The organism is Rhodopseudomonas pseudopalustris, from assembly GCF_900110435.1.
GTDB lineage: Bacteria > Pseudomonadota > Alphaproteobacteria > Rhizobiales > Xanthobacteraceae > Rhodopseudomonas > Rhodopseudomonas pseudopalustris.
This window is the reverse complement of record NZ_FODT01000017.1, coordinates 1-18,263: the sequence shown is the minus strand read 5'-3', so window position 1 is coordinate 18,263 and position 18,263 is coordinate 1. Positions and strand designations below refer to the sequence as shown.

Sequence of the window (18,263 nt, the reverse complement as noted above, 5' to 3'; positions counted from 1 at the left end):
GCGACACATCGGTAGGGCGAAAAGCAAATGGCCGGGACGAGCCCGGCCATTGCAACGCGAAACAGATGCGGCGCGCTCAGATCTGGCGTTCGACCAGCTTGAGCTTGAGACTGGCGATCGCTTCCGACGGGTTGAGGCCCTTCGGGCACGCCTTGGCGCAGTTCATGATGGTGTGGCAGCGATAGATCCGGAACGGATCCTCGAGATTGTCGAGCCGTTCGCCGGTGGCCTCGTCGCGGCTGTCCTCGACCCAGCGGGTCGCCTGCAGCAGCGCCGCCGGTCCGAGGAAGCGGTCGGAATTCCACCAATAGCTCGGGCACGAGGTCGAGCAGCAGGCGCACAGGATGCATTCGTACAGGCCGTCGAGCTTCTCGCGGTCGTCGTGGCTCTGCCGCCATTCCTTCTGCGGCGTCGGCGTCACGGTCTGCAGCCAGGGCTGGATCGAGGCGTATTGCGCGTAGAAATTGGTGAGGTCGGGCACCAGATCCTTCACCACCGGCTGATGCGGCAGCGGCGTGACCTTGACCGCGTCGCCGCGGACGTCGTCCATCGCCTTGGTGCAGGCCAGCGTGTTCTCGCCGTCGATGTTCATCGCGCAGGAGCCGCAGACGCCTTCGCGGCAGGAGCGGCGGAAGGTCAGCGTCGGATCGATGTTGTTCTTGATCCAGATCAGGCCGTCGAGAACCATCGGGCCGCAATCGTGCTTGTCGACATAATAGGTGTCGATGCTCGGATTGTTGCCGTCGTCGGGATTCCAGCGATAGACGCGGAATTCGCGGACTTCGGTCGCGCCTTCCGGCTTCGGCCAGGCCTTGCCGCCGACAATCTTCGAATTCTTCGGAAGTGCGAATTCAACCATCTCGTCTGCCTTTCGTCATTCCGGGAGGCGCGCTTGCGCGCAGACCCGGAATCTCTGGTCCTTGCTCGGTCTCAGATTCCGGGTTCGCGCTTGCGCGCGCCCCGGAATGACGGGCCGTTTGCCTTCGCTCAATACACCCGCGGCTTCGGCGGGATGTACTGGACGTCGTTGGTCATCGTGTAGTCGTGCACCGGGCGGTAATCGATCGTGGTGTCGCCGTCGTCGCCGATCCAGGCCAGCGTGTGCTTCATCCACTGCTTGTCGTCGCGATCCGGGAAGTCCTCGCGCGCATGGGCGCCGCGGCTCTCGGTGCGGTTGGCGGCCGAGTTCATCGTCACCACCGCCTGGATGATCAGATTGTCGAATTCCAGCGTCTCGACCAGGTCGGAATTCCACACCAGCGAGCGGTCGGATACGCCGATATCGCCGACGCCGCCATGCACCTTGCGGATCAGGTCCTTGCCCTCGCTCAGCACCTCGCCGGTGCGGAACACCGCGCAATTGTTCTGCATCACCTGCTGCATGCTCTCGCGCAGCTTGGCGGTCGGGGTGCCGCCCGAGGCGTAGCGATATCTGTCGAGCCGCGACAGCGTGGCATCGGCGGAATCCGCCGGCAGCTCCGGCTGCTTGCCGTTGATCGTCAGCTTCTCGGCGCAGCGCAGCGCCGCGGCGCGGCCGAACACCACGAGGTCGATCAGCGAGTTGGAGCCGAGGCGGTTGGCGCCGTGCACGGAGACGCAGGCGGCCTCGCCGATCGCCATCAGGCCCGGCACCACGGCGTTGTCGTCGCCTTCCTTCTTGGTGACGACCTCGCCGCGGAAATTGGTCGGGATGCCGCCCATGTTGTAGTGCACGGTCGGCAGGATCGGGATCGGCTCGCGGGTGACGTCGACGCCGGCGAAGATCCGCGCCGATTCCGAGATGCCGGGCAGCCGCTCCGCCAGCACTTCCGGCGCGAGATGGTCGAGATGCAGGAAGATGTGGTCTTTCTTCTTGCCGACGCCGCGGCCCTCGCGCATTTCGATCGTCATCGCGCGCGATACCACGTCGCGCGAGGCGAGATCCTTGGCGGACGGCGCGTAGCGCTCCATGAAGCGCTCGCCTTCGGAATTGACCAGATAGCCGCCCTCACCGCGGGCGCCCTCGGTGACGAGGCAGCCCGAACCGTAGATGCCGGTCGGATGGAACTGGACGAACTCCATGTCCTGCAGCGGCAGACCGGCGCGCAGCGCCATCGCGCCGCCGTCGCCGGTGCAGGTATGCGCCGAGGTGCAGGAGGCGTAGGCGCGGCCGTAGCCGCCAGTGGCCAGAATGGTGGTCTGGGCGCGGAAACGATGCAGCGTGCCGTCGTCGAGTTTCAGGGCGATCACGCCGCGGCAACAGCCCTGATCGTCCATGATCAGGTCGATCGCGAAGAACTCGATGTAGAATTCGGCGGAGTGGCGCAGCGCCTGGCCGTACATCGTGTGCAGCATCGCATGGCCGGTGCGGTCGGCGGCGGCGCAGGTGCGCTGCGCCTGGCCCTTGCCGAATTCCATCGTCATGCCGCCGAACGGGCGCTGATAGATCTTGCCTTCTTCGGTGCGCGAGAACGGCACGCCCCAATGTTCGAGCTCGTAGACCGCCTCGGGTGCGTTGCGCACCATGTATTCGATCGAATCCTGATCGCCGAGCCAGTCCGACCCCTTCACGGTGTCATACATGTGCCAGCGCCAGTCGTCCTTGTGCATGTTGCCGAGCGCGGCCGAGATGCCGCCCTGCGCTGCCACGGTGTGGGAGCGGGTCGGAAACACCTTGGTGATGCAGGCGGTGCGAAGCCCCGCCTCGCTGCAGCCCACCACCGCGCGCAAACCTGCGCCGCCGGCGCCGACCACGACGACATCATAGACGTGGTCTTCGATCGGATAGGCGTGGCCGTTCACGGCCGGTGCGCCGTTGCCGTTCGCCGCCATGCGTTACACTCCGGATGCGAGTTTGAAGATCGCGAAGATCGCGGCCAGCGCCACGGCGATCGTGAAGAAATTGTTGGCCATCACCGTGACGAGCTTCAGCTTCTCGTTCTGGATGTAGTCCTCGATCACCACCTGCATGCCGATCTTCATGTGGATCGCGCTGGCGATGATGAACAGGATCATGGTCAGTGAGATCAGCGGCGAGCCGAGGATCTGCGCCGCGCCGGCCTGATTGCGGCCGAGCAGCATCATGACCACCACCACCACAGGCAGGGTCAGCAGGGTCATCGCCACGCCGGTGATGCGCTGCTGCCAGAAATCAGAGGTGCCGGATCCGGCAGGGCCGAGCTTGCGCACCTTGCCCATCGGCGTGCGCATCGAGGCGACCGGGCGCCGGGCGCCGCCGTGGGATTCCTCGCCGCTCATCGTGCGACTCCCATCGAGAACGCGATCACCCAGAACAGCACCGTCAGCACGACGCCGCCGATCAAGGCGGCCCAGGTCAGCCATTCGCGGTCGGCGGTCTTGAAGCCGTAGCCGAGATCCCAGACGAAATGCCTGACGCCGCTGAGTAGATGGTGCATCAGCGACCAAGTGTAGCCGAACAGGATCAGCCGGCCGATCCAACTGCCGGTGAAGGCCTGCAGATTGGCGTAGGAGGCCGGTCCCGCGGCGCAGGCGATCAGCCACCAGGCCAGCAGAAGGGTTCCAAAATAGAGGGCGATGCCGGTGGCGCGATGGACGATGGACAGGGCCATCGTCAGGCTCCAGCGGTAAGCCTGCATGTGCGGAGATAGCGGTCTGTCGATCATCGGCTGCTATGGGTTGGCTGCGAGCGGACAGGGCCCGGGCAGGGCTCGCGAAGGTGTCCCTATTTACGAAGGACATTCAACGAGTGCAACGGCGAATTCACATTATCGGAATTTGGGTTCATCTCTTGAAGATCGCGGCAGGCCAAGGCGATGCCGCAACCCGCCGTTAATATCGACCGCCGCCAAATGAAACTAGATTCAGAACTCCATGCATGTCGCGCGGAGCCCCCATGTCACTCAGCAAAGGTATTGAGTTGCTGCAAGCTCGAACAAAGCGAGCGCCGCGGCATTCCCCCGGACCACTACTGCGTGCCATCCTCTCGACCACTGCATTCGCGCCGCATCGCAATGAAGCGGTCGCCCCGCATCCGAGCCCGATGACCCAAATCCACGATCACGATCATCACGCCAGCGCGCCCGAGCAGGGCCACAACCACGGTCATGCCCATGGCCCCGGCGGTCACGTCCATGCACCCAAGGATTTCGGCCGCGCATTTGCGCTGGGCATCGGGCTCAACATTGCCTTCGTGATCACCGAGGCGGCGTTCGGCTGGCTCGGCAATTCAATGGCGCTGCTCGCCGACGCCGGGCACAATCTGTCCGATGTACTCGGCCTCGCCGTCGCATGGATTGCGGCGGAGCTGTCGAAACGACCGCCGTCGCCGCGCTACACTTACGGGCTGCGCGGTTCGTCGATCCTCGCGGCGCTGTTCAATGCGGTGTTTCTGTTGATTGCCGTCGGGGCGATCGGCTGGGAAGCGATCGCCCGGCTGTTTGCGCCCGAGCCGGTCGGCAGCGTCACCATGATGGTCGTGGCCGGGATCGGCATCCTCATCAATGGCGCGACCGCCTGGCTGTTCTTCTCCGGCCGCGATAACGACCTCAACATTCGCGGCGCCTATCTGCACATGGTCGCCGACGCCGGCGTATCGGCCGCAGTGGTCGTCGCGGGCGTCGTGATCCTGTTCACCGGCTGGAACTGGATCGACCCGGCGGTCAGCCTCGCGGTCGCCTTCGTGATCATCTGGGGCACCTGGGGCCTGCTACGCGACTCGACCGCGATGTCGCTCGACGCGGTGCCGCCCGGCATCGATCCGGTCGCGGTGCGCGCCTTCCTCGAAAGTCGCCCCGGCGTGGCGCAAGTGCACGATCTGCACATCTGGCCGATGTCGACCACCGAGGTGGCGCTGACCTGTCATCTGGTGATGCCGGGCGGCTCGCCGGGCGATCCCTTCCTGATCGAGATCGCGCACGAACTGCAGCACGATTTCGGCATTGCGCACGCCACGGTGCAGGTCGAAACCGATCCGGCCTCGTGCGCGCTCGCGCCGGATCATGTGGTGTAGGCGAGATTTCGTAGTGCCCCCGTGTTACCGCACCTCGATTTCTGATGAATAGCGGTTAATCGCTCGTATCGCACTCAGGATACAGCCACTAACTCAGTAGTCTAGCTGCGTTAGCGATCACCAACACGCTGTGAATAGCGGTGGCAGCTCGGCGGAATATTACTAACAACACCAAACCCGTTAGCATTGGAGCGCCTAGTCAACGCTCCTTCGCTCGGATGAATCTTTCTAAATATATCAGCGGGTTAGCGTCAGAAGTTAAATTCAGCCCCCGTTTTTCCACCCGAATCCACCACATTTAGTATTTGATTCAGGAGCCCGCACTATTGCTTGACGGGTCGGACGAGGTTCCCATACCTTCGCCAACAACCGAAACTAAGAAGCCGCCGAGCCCTTGCACGGCTCGACGGCTCCGAAGTTTCGGCCCGCTGCCCACCCAGGAGACGGGCAAGCGGGACACTGCGCAGTAGACAGCACGCCGATAGAATCGGAGTTATTGCCGGTGGTCAAGCCCGTCCCCACATTGTTAACGGAGATGGATAATGAACACTGCTACAGGAATCAAAACCTGTCAGATTAAGTGCATCCGCAAATCTGATCGGTTCAACCCCCACGAACGAATCACCCATGTAGGCGGTTACGAGGACGCGCCATGGCGCATCACTCAAGAGGACGCCATCCGTCTTATTGAAGCGCGCGAATGGCGCTTCTGGGTCAAGCCTTCTAACGGGGATGCTGTTTGGGTTACCGTCGCCGTGAGCCGTTTCGGTAACAAGTATCTAAAAACTGAAGCCGACGGAGAGCATCCCAACAACCTACTCTCCCTCCCCGAATGCCCGTGATCGGACATAGCTGAAACTAACGGGGCCGCCTCTATCGTTTGGGGCGGCTCCCTCCTCCTCCACCTCGGAATCTCCTAAACTACGCATCTTGAAACCTCGCGTCGAACTTACAGGCGCTCGATATGTCCGCGAATCGCGTTTTCTCCTCCCTCTTGCGGGGAGGGTCGCTTAGGTGGCCTTCGGCCACTGTCACCTAGAATTACGCCGATGCGCTGCATCGGCTGTGGCGAAGCAGAGACCGAGTGGGAGTGCCGCGGGCACTGCGACTCGTGGACCCCCACCCCCGAACCTTCTCCACAAGGGGGAGGGGAGAAGTAAGTGCCCCCTGGCCTATCCACGAGTCATTCCGGGGCGCTCGCGCCAGCGAGCGAACCCGGAATCCCGCGGTGATGAAACGATCGGGTGCTTATCAGCTCGGGATTCCGGGTTCGCGCGCTTTGCGCGCGCCCCGGAATGACGCTTGTTACTTGTAGATATCCGCGTAGGTGTCGCGCAGGACGTTCTTCTGCACCTTGCCCATGGTGTTGCGCGGCAGGTCGTCGACGAAGATCACCTTCTTGGGCATCTTGAACTTGGCGATCTGGCCCTCGAGCCCGCTCAGCACCTGCGCTTCGTCGATGGCGGCGCCCTTGTCGCGCACCACCACGGCGGTGACGCCTTCGCCGAAATCGGCATGCGGCACGCCGATCACCGCGGATTCGACCACCCCCGGCATGGCGTCGATCTCGCTCTCGATTTCCTTCGGATAGACGTTGAAGCCGCCGGTGATCACCAGATCCTTGCCGCGGCCGAGGATGTGGACATAGCCGCGCTCGTCGATCTTGCCGAGATCGCCGGTGATGAAGAAGCCGTCGTCGCGGAATTCCGACCTGGTCTTCTCCGGCATCCGCCAATAGCCCTTGAACACGTTCGGGCCCTTCACCTCGATCATGCCGATCTCACCTTGCGCCAGTTCGCGGCCGGTCTCCGGATCGGTGACGCGGGCGGACACGCCGGGCAGCGGGAAGCCGACCGCGCCGGGCACGCGCTCGCCCTCATAGGGATTCGAGGTGTTCATGTTGGTCTCGGTCATGCCGTAGCGCTCGAGCACGGCGTGGCCGGTGCGCGCCGCCCATTCGCGATGGGTGTCTGCCAGCAGCGGCGCCGAGCCGGAAATGAACAGCCGCATCTGGCTGGTCGCATCCTTGGTCAGCCGCGGGCTCTGCAGCAAGCGCGTGTAGAACGTCGGCACGCCCATCAGCACGGTCGCGCGCGGCATCAGATCGATGATCCTGTCGGGGTCGAGCTTGGGCAGGAAGATCATCGCCGCCCGCGCGAACAGCGTGACGTTGCTGGCCACGAACAGACCATGCGTGTGATAGATCGGCAGCGCGTGGATCAGCACGTCGTCCGGCGTGAACCGCCAGTAGTCGACCAGCGTCAGCGAGTTGGACGCCAGATTGTCGTGGCTCAGCATCGCGCCCTTGGAGCGGCCGGTGGTGCCCGAGGTGTAGAGGATCGCGGCGAGATCGTCGGCGCTGCGCGGCACGGTGGCGAATTCGGCGCTGGCCTGCGCGGCCGCGTCGGTCAGCGAGCCCTGTCCGTCGCCGCCGAGCGTCTCGACCGCGGCCTTGACCTTGGCGGCGATCGCCGCGATGCCGTCGCGCTTCGACGGGTCGCACACCACCAGCGACGGCTCGGCGTCGGTGATGAAGTAATCGAGTTCATGCAGCGTGTAGGCGGTGTTGAGCGGCAGATACACCGCGCCGGCGCGCACCGTCGCCAGATACAGCACCAGCGCCTCGACCGACTTCTCGGTTTGGGCCGCAACACGATCGCCGGTCTTCACCCCGCGCGCCACCAGCACATTGGCGACGCGGCCGGCGCGCGCGATCAGATCGCCGTAGCTGATCGTCTCGCCCGTCGCGGTCTCGATCGCGAGTTTGTTCGGGTTATCGAGCGCATCGAACAGGCGGGCAAACAGATTGGCGTTCATGATGGTGTTCCGCGCGCGTTCATGCATCATTCGGGAAGGGCGATTGCATAGCAAGAACGCCCGCATCAAAGCAACGGAGACAGTTTGCATGACAAAAAGCGGGAAACGCGTCGCCTGGATCACCGGCGGGGGCAGCGGCATCGGCGAGGCCGGCGCGGAAGCGCTCGCCGCGGACGGCTTCACCGTGGTGGTCTCGGGACGGCGGGCCGACGCGCTCGACGCGGTGGTCGCGAAGATCAGGGCCCAAGGCGGCGCCGCCGAAGCGATCGCGCTCGATGTCAGCAGCTCCGATGCGGTGATCGCCGCCGCCGACAAGATCCTCGCCGCGCATGGCCGCATCGACTGTCTGGTCAATTCTGCCGGCATCAACGTGCCGAAACGCTCATGGGCCGACATGGAGCTCGACGGCTGGGAAAAGCTCGTCGAGATCAATCTCAACGGCGTGCTGTATTGTATGCGCGCGGTGCTGCCGGCGATGCGCGCGCAGAAGGACGGCTGCATCATCAACGTATCGTCCTGGGCCGGACGTCACGTCTCGAAGATGCCGGGCCCGGCCTACACCACGACCAAGCACGCGGTGCTGGCCCTGACGCATTCGTTCAACATGGACGAATGCGTCCATGGCCTGCGCGCCTGCTGCCTGATGCCGGCCGAGGTCGCCACGCCGATCCTGAAACTGCGGCCGGTGGTGCCGAGCGCCGAGGATCAGGCGCGGATGCTGCAGCCCGACGACCTCGGCCGCACCATCGCCTTCGTCGCATCGATGCCGCCGCATGTCTGCGTCAACGAGATCCTGATCAGCCCGACCTGGAACCGCTCCTTCGTGGGCGGGCTGTGAGTTGAGTTACCTCTTCCGCTTGCGGGGAGGCGCGGATCGCGAAGCGATCCGGGTGGGGGAAGGGCTCTCGGTTGATTACTGAGTTGGTGCTCGGCTCGCCCTCACCCCAGCCCTCTCCCGCAAGCGGGAGAGGGAGTTCGACAGCGGTTGAGGAGACGTTGATTTTCAATTTGATGATCAATGAAGTAGCAAAAGCCGGAGTTCATCTCCATCGCTTGCATGCGATCAGCGCGCTCCCTCTCCCGCTTGCGGGGGAGGGTTGGGGTGGGGGAAACGGCGCTCGCGACTATTCGTCACCCTATCATCACGATCGCATACATCGCTCGCGGACGCGCGCAAACGTCGATCGTCGCGTTTGGTTTCACGGTGCGACAAAAAAGATAGTCTGAAACTGCCCCGATAAACTCCCGTAGCTCGCTGCAACGACGGCACCCAGCAGCCCTCACCCGTGCCGTCGTTGTGAACCTCGCCCCGCGCGCCTGGCAGCGGGCTTTCAACCGATTGGGAGACGAAACATGTCAAAGCGAATTGCCTATCTGTCCGCCGCGGCGCTGAGCGCGCTGGCCCTCACCGCGACCGCGATGGCGCCCGCCAATGCCGAAGACAAGAAGATGATGAAGAGCGAGATGAGCGGCGAGAAGACGGTGATGGTCGGCGGCGCGCCGATGTATCCGTCGAAGAACATCGTCGAGAACGCCGTCAATTCGAAGGATCACTCCACGCTGGTCGCCGCTGTGAAGGCCGCCGGCCTCGTCAAGACGCTGGAAGGCAAGGGTCCGTTCACGGTGTTCGCGCCGACCAACGCCGCCTTCGGCAAGCTGCCCGCCGGCACCGTCGACACGCTGGTGAAGCCGGAAAGCAAGGCCACGCTGACCAAGATCCTCACCTATCACGTGGTCCCGGGCAAGCTCGCGGCGGCCGATCTCACCGACGGCAAGAAACTGACCACCGTCGAGGGCGCGACCCTCACCGTGAAGCGCTCCGGCGATCAGGTGATGCTGGTCGACGCCAAGGGCGGCAGCTCGACCGTGACGATCCCCAACGTCAACCAGTCGAACGGTGTGATTCATGTGGTCGACACCGTGCTGATGCCGTCCTGATGATCACATCCGCCGTTTCGATCGTCCCCCACGGCGGCGGATGAGGCGGCGACCATCACGCCGCCTCACGAGGGCGCGGGCCGGGAAACCGGCTCGCGCTTTCGTGATCGGGATTGCCGTTCCGATCCAGCGACGAAACGGAAGCGGGCGTAACGGGGCGGGGTTATGATGCGTAACGTCGAAGGCAGCCGCCTTCACGACGAATCGCTTCAGGATGTCCACCGATGTCGAGCATGACAGTCAGCGAACAGGCCAACGCCGGACAAGCCGGCGAGGAGACTGTGCGCAAAGTGATCCAGCCGGCCTGGGTGCGGATCATGCACTGGATCAACGCGGTCGCGATGATCGTGATGATCATGTCCGGCTGGCAGATCTACAACGCCTCGCCGTTGTTCGACTTTCAGTTTTCGCGCAGCGTCACGCTGGGCGGCTGGCTCGGCGGCGGGCTGTTGTGGCACTTCGCGGCGATGTGGGTGCTGATGATCAACGGCCTGTTGTATCTCGTCGTCGGTCTCGCAACCGGTCGGTTTCGCCGCAAGCTGTTGCCGATCACGCCGTCGGGCGTCGCCTCCGATCTCGCCAAGGCCGCGACCTTCCGGCTGTCGCACCGCGATCTCACCACCTACAACTACGTCCAGAAGCTGCTCTACGCCGGGATCATCCTGGTCGGCATCGTCGTTGTGCTCTCCGGCCTGTCGATCTGGAAGCCGGTGCAGTTCCAGCTGCTCACGGCGGTGTTCGGCGGCTACGACACCGCGCGCTACGTGCATTTCTTTGCGATGGCTTCGATCGTGGCGTTCCTGATCGTCCATATCGCGCTGGCGGTGCTGGTGCCGAAGAGCCTTCGCGCGATGATCATCGGGAGATAATCATGCTGCGTATCAAATCCCTGCTGATCCCCGGCGTCGACAAGACGTTGCTGGTCAAGGACGCCGCCAAACTGATGCCTGATCCGACGCGGCGGCGCTTCCTCGCCGGCGGCGCCAGCCTCGGCGCGCTGACGCTGCTGACCGGCTGCGACGTCGTCGACGGCATGTCGGCGGAGAATCTGCTCGTCAAGGTCTCGAAATTCAACGATGCGGTGCAGGCCGCGATCTTCAATCCGAACACGCTGGCGCCGACCTACAGCGAAAAGGACATCACCCGGCCGTTCCCGTTCAACGCATTCTACTCGCTCGACGAGGCGCCCGATATCGACGGCAAGGAATGGAAGCTCGAAGTCGCGGGGCTGGTCGACAACAAAAAGAGCTGGACGCTCGACGAACTCGGCGCACTGCCCGAGGTCAAGCAGATCACCCGCCACATCTGCGTCGAGGGCTGGAGTGCGATCGGCTCGTGGAGCGGCGTGCGGCTGAGCGATTTCCTCAAGCTGGTCGGCGCCGACACCCGCGCGAAATATGTCTGGTTCCGCTGCGCCGACGACTACACCTCGCCGATCGACATGCCGACCGCGCTGCACCCGCAGACCCAGATGACCCTCAAATATGACGGCCAGGTGCTGCCGCGCGCCTATGGCTATCCGATGAAGATCCGGATCCCGACCAAGCTCGGCTTCAAGAACCCGAAATACGTCGTCGCGATGGAAGTCACCAACGACTACAAAGGCGGCTATTGGGAAGACCAGGGCTACAACTCGTTCAGCGGCAGCTGATTTTCCACGAAGGGGGACCGGTCTACGCGGACAGGACGGTTTGCCGCTGCAACTTCGCCGCGGAGACGCCGTTGTCCGCCGGAGAGGCCGTTCCTAGATGCTCCGGAGCGGCCATTTCGTATGACACTGCCGCATCAGGGAGGCCCCGAATGATCGTCCGCTCCATGCTCACCGCCGCCGCATTGCTGGCGCTCTCCACCACCGCGTTTGCCGCCGAGACCGCCAAGGCGTCGATGAAGAATGCCGAAGGCGCCGACGTCGGTATCGCCACGCTGACCCAGGGGTCGAAGGGCGTCACCATCAAGCTGTCGCTGAAGGGGCTGCCGCCGGGCGAGAAAGCCTTCCACGTCCACGCTGTCGGGAAATGCGAGCCGCCGTTCACCTCCGCGGGCGGGCATTTCAATCCGGACAACAAGAAGCACGGCAAGATGGCGCCGGACGGCGCCCATGCGGGCGACATGCCGAACCTGACCATCCCGGATTCGGGCCGGCTCGACATCGACGTCGTCAACGAGGCGGTGACGCTCGACAAGGGCAAGCCGAATTCGGTGTTCAAGCCGGAAGGCACGGCGCTGGTGATCCACGCCAAGGCCGATGACTACAAGTCCGATCCTGCCGGCAACGCCGGCGACCGCATCGTCTGCGGCGTGATCGAAGAGGTGAAGTAGGTCGACCTTCTCGCGGTCATTCCGGGGCACGCGCAACGCGCGTGAACCCGGAATCCCGAGCTGTTCTGCCGCGCTCATCACCTCGAGATTCCGGGCTCGCTCGCTATCGCGAGCGCCCCGGAATGACGTGCTCTACCGTTTCAACGGCCGCTGGAATCCCGACAGCAGCGCGCCGAGCGCCAGTGTGGCGGCGGAGACGGCGAGCGCCGAGGACAGGCTGCCGACCGCGTCGGTGATGGCGCCGACCGCAAGGGGGCCGAGCGTCTGGCCGATCCCGAACGCAATCGTCATCGCGGCGATCGCGCTCGGCCACGCCGCCTGCGCATAGTTGAAGCGGACGAAGGCGGTGGTCGACGCCACCACGGCGAAGAACGACACGCCGAACACCAGCGCCGAGATCGCCAGGATCAGCGGCGACAGTCCGAACAGCGGCAGCGCCGCGCCGAGCGCGTTGACGGCGAGGATGATCGTGGTCGACACCCCGCCGCGGTCGAGCGCCATGATCCGGCGCCACACCCACGGGGTGACGAAGGCGCTCGCCCCGATCAGGCACCAGAACGCGCTCTGCGCCGCCGGTCCGCCGCCAGCGTCGCGCACATAGGCGATCATGAAGGTCATGTAGGCGATGTAGCCGGCGCCGAACATGAAATAGCCGACCAGATAGATCAGCACCGGCCGGATCGAGAATGTCGTCGCCGGTCCGCCGCTCATGCTGGCATGGCTGTCGAGCGGCGCGAGCAGAAGCGGCAGCGTCATCACGGCCGACAGCGCCGCCATCACCAGCCAGCCGATCCACCACGAGCCGGGGCCCGCCGCCTGCAACAGAAACGGGGTGATCAGCCCCGACGACAGGATGCCGAGGCCGGGGCCGGCATAGAACAGGCTGAGCAGAAACGCCGAGCGCTGTGGCTGCGACTGCGCGATCGTGGTCGCCAGCGCTCCGCCGGCGACGAAAGCCAGCGCCGCGCCGATCCCGGCGATCAGCCGCGCCGCCGACAGCAGCACGAAATTGCCCGACAGCGCACACAGCGCCAGCGACAGCACGCAGCCGAGCGTTCCGACCCGCACGATCGCCGACAATCCGTAACGCCGAACCAGCTGCGAGGTGATCAGCGCGCCGGCGAGATAGCCGGCGGCATTGATGGTGTTCATGAAGCCGGCGGCCGAATACGACCATTGCAGGCTGTCCCGCATGTCGGGCAGCAGCAGCGAATAGGCGAAGCGGCCGATCCCAAGTCCCACTGTGGGGGCGAGCGACAGGATCAGGATCAGGCGCGCGGGATGGACCGGCGCCTCGGTGCGGTCGAGCAGGGTCAAGCGTTTCTCCCGCCGCCATTGTGGCAGCCCTTGCGCCGTTTGGGCAACACAGCCCGCCGCAACACTGTCTTGCCAATCCGGCAACGGCGCTTTAGCACTCGGCCGCTTTCCATTTTCCGGCCAGTCATGCCCGGGCCTGACCCGGGCATCCATCGCCTTCGAAAGAGCTGGATTGCCGGGTCAAGCCCGGCAATGACGGTCTGTAAGATCTGAGGACCTCCAATCATGGCGACGCATAAACTGCTGCTTCTCCCCGGCGACGGCATCGGCACCGAAGTGATGGCCGAGGTGAGCCGGTTGATCGACTGGCTCAACAAGGCCGGCATCGCCAGCTTCGAGACCGAGCACGGCCTGGTCGGCGGCGCCGCCTATGACGCCGACAAGGTCGCGATCACCGACGCCACCATGGCGAAGGCGCAGGCCTGCGACGCGGTGATCTTCGGCGCCGTCGGCGGGCCGAAATGGGACGCGGTGCCGTATGACGCGCGGCCCGAGGCCGGCCTGCTGCGGCTGCGCAAGGATCTGGCGCTGTTCGCCAATCTGCGTCCCGCGGTGTGCTACCCGGCGCTCGCCTCCGCCTCCAGCCTGAAGCCCGAGGTGGTCGAAGGCCTCGACATCATGATCGTGCGCGAGCTCACCGGCGGCGTGTATTTCGGCGAGCCGAAGACCATCACCGATCTCGGAGGCGGCCAGAAGCGCGCGATCGACACCCAGATCTACGACACCTACGAAATCGAGCGGATCGGCCGCGTCGCCTTCGACCTGGCCCGCAAGCGCCGCAACAAGGTCACCTCGATGGAGAAGCGCAACGTCATGAAGACGGGCGTGCTCTGGAACGAGGTGATCACCCAGGTGCATCAGCGCGAATACAAGGACGTTCAGCTCGAGCACCAGCTCGCCGATTCCGGCGGCATGAATCTGGTGAAGTGGCCGAAGCAGTTCGACGTCATCGTCACCGACAATCTGTTCGGCGACATGCTGTCCGACATCGCCGCGATGCTGACCGGCTCGCTCGGGATGTTGCCGTCGGCCTCGCTCGGCGAAGTCGACAGCAAGACCGGCAAGCGCAAGGCGATGTACGAGCCGGTGCACGGCTCGGCACCCGATATCGCCGGCAAGGGCATGGCCAATCCGGTGGCGATGCTCGCCTCGTTCGGGATGGCGCTGCGCTATTCGCTCGAGATGGGCGATCTCGCCGACAAGCTCGATGAAGCCATCGCCGCCGTGCTGGCCAAGGGCCTGCGCACCGCCGACATCAAGTCGGACGGCTCGACCGTGGTCTCGACCAGCCAGATGGGCGAAGCCATCGTGCAGGAGCTGCAGGCGCTGCACGGGTAAGCGACGGGGCTGATTTCCTCCCCGCCGCGAACACCTTCCGCGTCATCCTTGGAGGCGCGCCAGACACCCACCCCCGGATCAAGTCCGGGGCAGGCTCTGAGGAAGACGAGCAAAACAAAAAATGCCCGGCTTTGGCCGGGCATTTTCGTAAGGGATGGACGCTTTCGCTGCTCAGTACAGCGGGAAACGCTCCGGATAGCCTCCGAGGTCGGAAGCCGGGTTGAGCGGAGCGCGGTCGATCGTGCGCTGGCCGTTCTGTCGGGAGAACGATGTGCCCGGCGGGAAGGCGTAGTCGGTGAACTTGCGGTCGCCCGGCAGAACTTCGGTGCCGGCGTCGAGCCAGGAGCGCTTGGTCACGTAGACGCGGGTGCGCGGGCCAGCCTGATACGAGGCGTTCGGGCCGCGGGCGCCGTAACGAGCCTGATCGTTGGTCTGGTAGACGCGCTTGGTGGGCTGCTGCTGCGCATTCGCGGTGTCGAGGCCGATCGCGACCACGGCCGCCGACGCGAGCAGCACCGCAAACGTTCTGGCGGCAGGGAATTTCAAGGTCATCGGGTCCTCATCGGCAGGCGCATTGCGGATTTCACCTCTTTGTAGCCGTCGCCGCAGCCGCGCCACAAGGTCAAACAGGCAACACCGCGCGCAATAATGCAATCCCGGGCTTGCCAAAATGTTGCATGGAATCAAGCGCCTTGAACGGCTCGCGCGAATCGCCGTCAGAATGTGCCACGGAGTCGCGGATTCTGCGCGCCGAGCACCCAGTCGGCGCCGGCGTCCTGCTGGCTCTGGCCGTCCTTGCAGCCCTGGCGGCGTAGTTCGGCGCGGGCGAAAGTTTCGGCGAGCGCGGTGTCGCCGCCGGCACTCAGCAGCACCAGCCGGTCGAGCATGCAGCCGGCCGCGGCGCGGCGCTGCGGCAGGCTGTCGCCCCGGCAGGTCCAGCCGGAAATCCGCAGCGACGCCTCGTCGATCCGCTTGAAGAAGCCGAAGCAGCGGTTTGCGCGACCGCCGAGGTCGAACAGCGCCACCGTTCCGAATTTGCTGTCGATCAGGCCGGCGGGTTGGGCCGCGCCGCCGCCGCCGGGATCGAGCCGGGCAGCGATGTCGGCGACGATGTCGGGCAAGCCCTGAACCTCGGCTCGAGCCTCGTTGCCGGGCCGGTAGAGCGTGATTTCCGCAACCGGCGGCTGCCCCGGAAGCGCCCAGCGCAGAATGTCCTTGCGGCCGCCATCGGGATGCCGGAGGATTTCAGTGCTCGCGGTGGCGCCGGGCAGGTCGATCTGGCTGACCGCGAAGGCGGGATGCGATCGCATCGCGCCGCTCCAGCCGGCGCGCGCGGCCGGTTCGGCGGCGGCGGTGATCGCGGCGTCGGTCAAGGGATTGGCGGCGTAGAATACGATCAGGCCGATCAGCGCCAGCGCCCCGACATAGGCCAGCAGCCGCACCACGGTCTCGCGGCATTCGTCGGCGAAGCTGCGCAGGGCCGGGTGGATCCGGCCCCGATGAGGCTTAGCCCGCAGGGCCGGGTTCGATCGCATCGGCAAGACTCCGGGCAAGCGGCGCGCGGAAGGGCTGAAATGACGGGGATAGCGCGGGCAGGTATCAAGTTGTGTCAGCGGCGTTTCTCGCATAGAAGCGCTGACTTCTCCTTGCTGCGGCGTGCCGCGGCGGAGCAAATTCCTTCGGAGAGTGAACGATGGGTTACAAAGTCGCGGTAGTAGGTGCGACCGGTAATGTCGGGCGCGAAATGCTCGCCATTCTGGACGAACGCAAGTTCCCGGCGGACGAGGTGGTGGCGCTGGCGTCGCGCCGCTCGATCGGCGTCGAGGTCAGCTACGGCGACAAGACCCTGAAATGCAAGGCGCTGGAGCACTACGACTTCAGCGACGTCGACATCTGCCTGATGTCGGCCGGTGGCACTGTGTCGAAGGAATGGTCGCCGCAGATCGGCGCGCAGGGCGCAGTGGTGATCGACAATTCGAGCGCCTGGCGGATGGATCCGGACGTGCCGCTGATCGTGCCGGAAGTGAATGCCGCCGCCGCCGCGGGCTTCACCAAGAAGAACATCATCGCCAATCCGAACTGCTCGACCGCTCAGCTCGTAGTGGCGCTGAAGCCGCTGCATGATCACGCCAAGATCACCCGCGTCGTGGTGTCGACCTATCAGTCGGTGTCAGGTGCCGGCAAAGAGGGGATGGACGAGCTGTTCTCGCAGACCAAGGCCGTCTACACCAACTCGGAGCTGGTGAATAAGAAGTTCCCGAAGCGGATCGCGTTCAACGTGATCCCCGAGATCGACGTCTTCATGGAGGATGGCTACACCAAGGAAGAGTGGAAGATGATGGTCGAGACCAAGAAGATTCTCGACCCCGCCATCAAGCTCTCCGCCACCTGCGTGCGGGTGCCGGTGTTCGTCGGCCATTCCGAAGCGGTCAATATCGAGTTCGAGAACCCGATCACCGCCGACGAGGCGCGCGATATCCTGCGCCGCTCGCCGGGCTGCCTCGTGATCGACAAGCACGAGCCCGGCGGCTACGTCACGCCGTATGAAGCCGCCGGTGAGGACGCCACCTATATCAGTCGCATCCGCACCGATCCGACGGTCGACAACGGTCTGGTGCTGTGGTGCGTCTCCGACAATCTGCGCAAGGGCGCAGCGCTCAACGCGATCCAGATCGCCGAAGTGCTGATCAACCGCAAGCTGATCACCGCCAAGAAGAAAGCGGCGTAAGCACCGCCGCTGTCGTCCGTCGTCATCTGTAGGGTGGGCAAAGGCGCGAAGCCGTGCCCACTCGGTTGCATGGGACTTGAATTCTGCAGGTCGCGTGGGCACGCTTGGCTTTGCCCGCCCTACATTTTGACGGTTTGATATGACCGACCAGCCCGATCTGCCGAAATCCCCATCGCCGGTCAAACGCGTCGAGCGCGGCTTCGAGACGCTGTTGTTCAACAGCCGCTGGCTGATGGCGCCGTTCTATTTCGGTCTCGTCCTCAGTCTGCTGGTGCTGCTCTACAAATTCGTGGTGCTGCTCGCGGAACTGATCCTGCACGCCTCGCTCGCCAAGGAATCCGACATCATCCTCGGCGTGCTCAGCCTGATCGACGTCTCGCTGACCGGCAATCTGGTGTTGATCGTGGTGTTCTCCGGCTACGAGAACTTTGTCTCACGGATCGATCCGCGCGATCATCCCGACTGGCCGGAATGGATGACGAAAGTCGACTTCGCCGGGCTCAAGCAGAAGCTGCTGGCCTCGATCGTGGCGATCTCGGCGATCCAGGTGCTGAAGGCGTTCATGAATCTCGACGCCGGCTACGATCCGACCCGGCTCGGCTGGCTGGTCGGCATCCATCTGGTGTTCGTGGTCTCGACCCTGCTGATGGCGCTGTCCGACCGCTGGAGCGGCGACCACGGCAGCGGCGACAAGGCCGGGCATTAAAGCTTTTTCGGTTCTGATTGAATCGGAGCGGAAGCTCTAGGTGGTGTGGACACTTATCGCATCCATAAGATGATGGCCGCGAGGGTGACGACGGCGAGGAAGTTTCGGGCGGTCTTTTCGAAGCGGGTTGC

The 18,263-nt window shown here is 64.5% G+C and carries 18 protein-coding genes and 1 pseudogene; 10 read left to right on the top strand and 9 right to left on the bottom strand.

Annotated elements, in window-relative coordinates:
* Positions 1-76 precede the first annotated feature (76 nt).
* The 4 genes from BMY71_RS23010 to sdhC all read right to left on the bottom strand — a co-directional run bounded on the left by BMY71_RS23010 (position 77) and on the right by sdhC (position 3,623).
* The gene (locus tag BMY71_RS23010; protein ID WP_011500904.1) at positions 77-859 is read right to left on the bottom strand and encodes a succinate dehydrogenase iron-sulfur subunit; all 783 of its coding nucleotides are present in this window, start codon (positions 857-859) and stop codon (positions 77-79) included.
* 128 nt (positions 860-987) lie between these two features.
* A complete protein-coding gene (gene sdhA, locus BMY71_RS23005; RefSeq protein ID WP_092686246.1) occupies positions 988-2,811 on the bottom strand; it encodes a succinate dehydrogenase flavoprotein subunit in 1,824 nt (607 codons plus the stop codon).
* A 3-nt stretch (positions 2,812-2,814) separates the two neighbouring features.
* On the bottom strand, positions 2,815-3,237 hold the full coding sequence (gene sdhD, locus BMY71_RS23000) for a succinate dehydrogenase, hydrophobic membrane anchor protein (RefSeq protein WP_092686245.1): 423 nt from the start codon (positions 3,235-3,237) through the stop codon (positions 2,815-2,817).
* Positions 3,234-3,623, bottom strand: coding sequence for a succinate dehydrogenase, cytochrome b556 subunit (gene sdhC, locus BMY71_RS22995; protein ID WP_011500907.1), 390 nt, complete (start codon positions 3,621-3,623; stop codon positions 3,234-3,236). The genes sdhD and sdhC overlap by 4 nt, the downstream gene beginning before the upstream one ends.
* Positions 3,624-4,000: 377 nt before the next feature.
* On the opposite strand from sdhC, the gene BMY71_RS22990 reads away from it, so the two are divergent.
* Positions 4,001-4,969, top strand: a complete 969-nt coding sequence (locus BMY71_RS22990; RefSeq protein ID WP_092686244.1) for a cation diffusion facilitator family transporter — start codon at positions 4,001-4,003, stop codon at positions 4,967-4,969.
* A gap of 542 nt (positions 4,970-5,511) precedes the next feature.
* Positions 5,512-5,811: a DUF3892 domain-containing protein gene (locus BMY71_RS22985; protein WP_092686243.1), complete on the top strand. Its 300-nt coding sequence runs from the start codon at positions 5,512-5,514 to the stop codon at positions 5,809-5,811.
* Between the two features lie 463 nt (positions 5,812-6,274).
* Here BMY71_RS22985 and BMY71_RS22980 read toward each other — a convergent pair whose 3' ends face one another.
* Complete coding sequence (locus tag BMY71_RS22980; protein ID WP_092686275.1) at positions 6,275-7,786, bottom strand: malonate--CoA ligase; 1,512 nt, start codon at positions 7,784-7,786, stop codon at positions 6,275-6,277.
* A gap of 88 nt (positions 7,787-7,874) precedes the next feature.
* Between BMY71_RS22980 and BMY71_RS22975 the strand changes: the two genes are divergently transcribed.
* The 5 genes from BMY71_RS22975 (at position 7,875) to BMY71_RS22955 (ending at position 12,043) form a co-directional block, all read left to right on the top strand.
* Positions 7,875-8,624 carry an SDR family oxidoreductase gene (locus BMY71_RS22975; protein WP_092686242.1) on the top strand — a complete coding sequence of 250 codons (750 nt, stop codon included), beginning with the start codon at positions 7,875-7,877 and terminating at the stop codon, positions 8,622-8,624.
* A 515-nt stretch (positions 8,625-9,139) separates the two neighbouring features.
* Positions 9,140-9,724: a fasciclin domain-containing protein gene (locus BMY71_RS22970; protein WP_011500911.1), complete on the top strand. Its 585-nt coding sequence runs from the start codon at positions 9,140-9,142 to the stop codon at positions 9,722-9,724.
* 224 nt (positions 9,725-9,948) lie between these two features.
* Entirely contained in the window at positions 9,949-10,593 is a 645-nt protein-coding gene (locus BMY71_RS22965; protein ID WP_092686241.1) for a cytochrome b/b6 domain-containing protein, read from the top strand.
* Positions 10,594-10,595: 2 nt separating this feature from the next.
* Positions 10,596-11,375 (top strand): molybdopterin-dependent oxidoreductase, encoded by a 780-nt coding sequence (locus BMY71_RS22960; RefSeq protein ID WP_092686240.1) that lies wholly within the window; start codon positions 10,596-10,598, stop codon positions 11,373-11,375.
* A gap of 149 nt (positions 11,376-11,524) precedes the next feature.
* Complete coding sequence (locus BMY71_RS22955; RefSeq protein ID WP_092686239.1) at positions 11,525-12,043, top strand: superoxide dismutase family protein; 519 nt, start codon at positions 11,525-11,527, stop codon at positions 12,041-12,043.
* Positions 12,044-12,175: 132 nt separating this feature from the next.
* Here the strand turns inward: BMY71_RS22955 and BMY71_RS22950 are convergent, their stop codons facing one another.
* On the bottom strand, positions 12,176-13,360 hold the full coding sequence (locus BMY71_RS22950; RefSeq protein ID WP_092686238.1) for a YbfB/YjiJ family MFS transporter: 1,185 nt from the start codon (positions 13,358-13,360) through the stop codon (positions 12,176-12,178).
* Between the two features lie 225 nt (positions 13,361-13,585).
* Here BMY71_RS22950 and leuB point away from each other — a divergent pair, with 225 nt between their 5' ends.
* The gene (leuB, locus tag BMY71_RS22945; protein ID WP_092686237.1) at positions 13,586-14,698 is read left to right on the top strand and encodes a 3-isopropylmalate dehydrogenase; all 1,113 of its coding nucleotides are present in this window, start codon (positions 13,586-13,588) and stop codon (positions 14,696-14,698) included.
* Between the two features lie 171 nt (positions 14,699-14,869).
* Here the strand turns inward: leuB and BMY71_RS22940 are convergent, their stop codons facing one another.
* Both BMY71_RS22940 and BMY71_RS22935 read right to left on the bottom strand, forming a co-directional pair.
* On the bottom strand, positions 14,870-15,250 hold the full coding sequence (locus tag BMY71_RS22940; RefSeq protein ID WP_011500917.1) for a hypothetical protein: 381 nt from the start codon (positions 15,248-15,250) through the stop codon (positions 14,870-14,872).
* Between the two features lie 164 nt (positions 15,251-15,414).
* Positions 15,415-16,233 (bottom strand): hypothetical protein, encoded by an 819-nt coding sequence (locus tag BMY71_RS22935; RefSeq protein ID WP_092686274.1) that lies wholly within the window; start codon positions 16,231-16,233, stop codon positions 15,415-15,417.
* Between the two features lie 158 nt (positions 16,234-16,391).
* Here BMY71_RS22935 and BMY71_RS22930 point away from each other — a divergent pair, with 158 nt between their 5' ends.
* Positions 16,392-17,426 carry an aspartate-semialdehyde dehydrogenase gene (locus BMY71_RS22930; protein WP_092686236.1) on the top strand — a complete coding sequence of 345 codons (1,035 nt, stop codon included), beginning with the start codon at positions 16,392-16,394 and terminating at the stop codon, positions 17,424-17,426.
* Positions 17,427-17,565: 139 nt separating this feature from the next.
* The gene (locus BMY71_RS22925; RefSeq protein WP_092686235.1) at positions 17,566-18,132 is read left to right on the top strand and encodes a TIGR00645 family protein; all 567 of its coding nucleotides are present in this window, start codon (positions 17,566-17,568) and stop codon (positions 18,130-18,132) included.
* Positions 18,133-18,185: 53 nt separating this feature from the next.
* Here the strand turns inward: BMY71_RS22925 and BMY71_RS24600 are convergent.
* Positions 18,186-18,263: pseudogene (locus BMY71_RS24600) on the bottom strand (IS5/IS1182 family transposase); the annotation flags it as partial.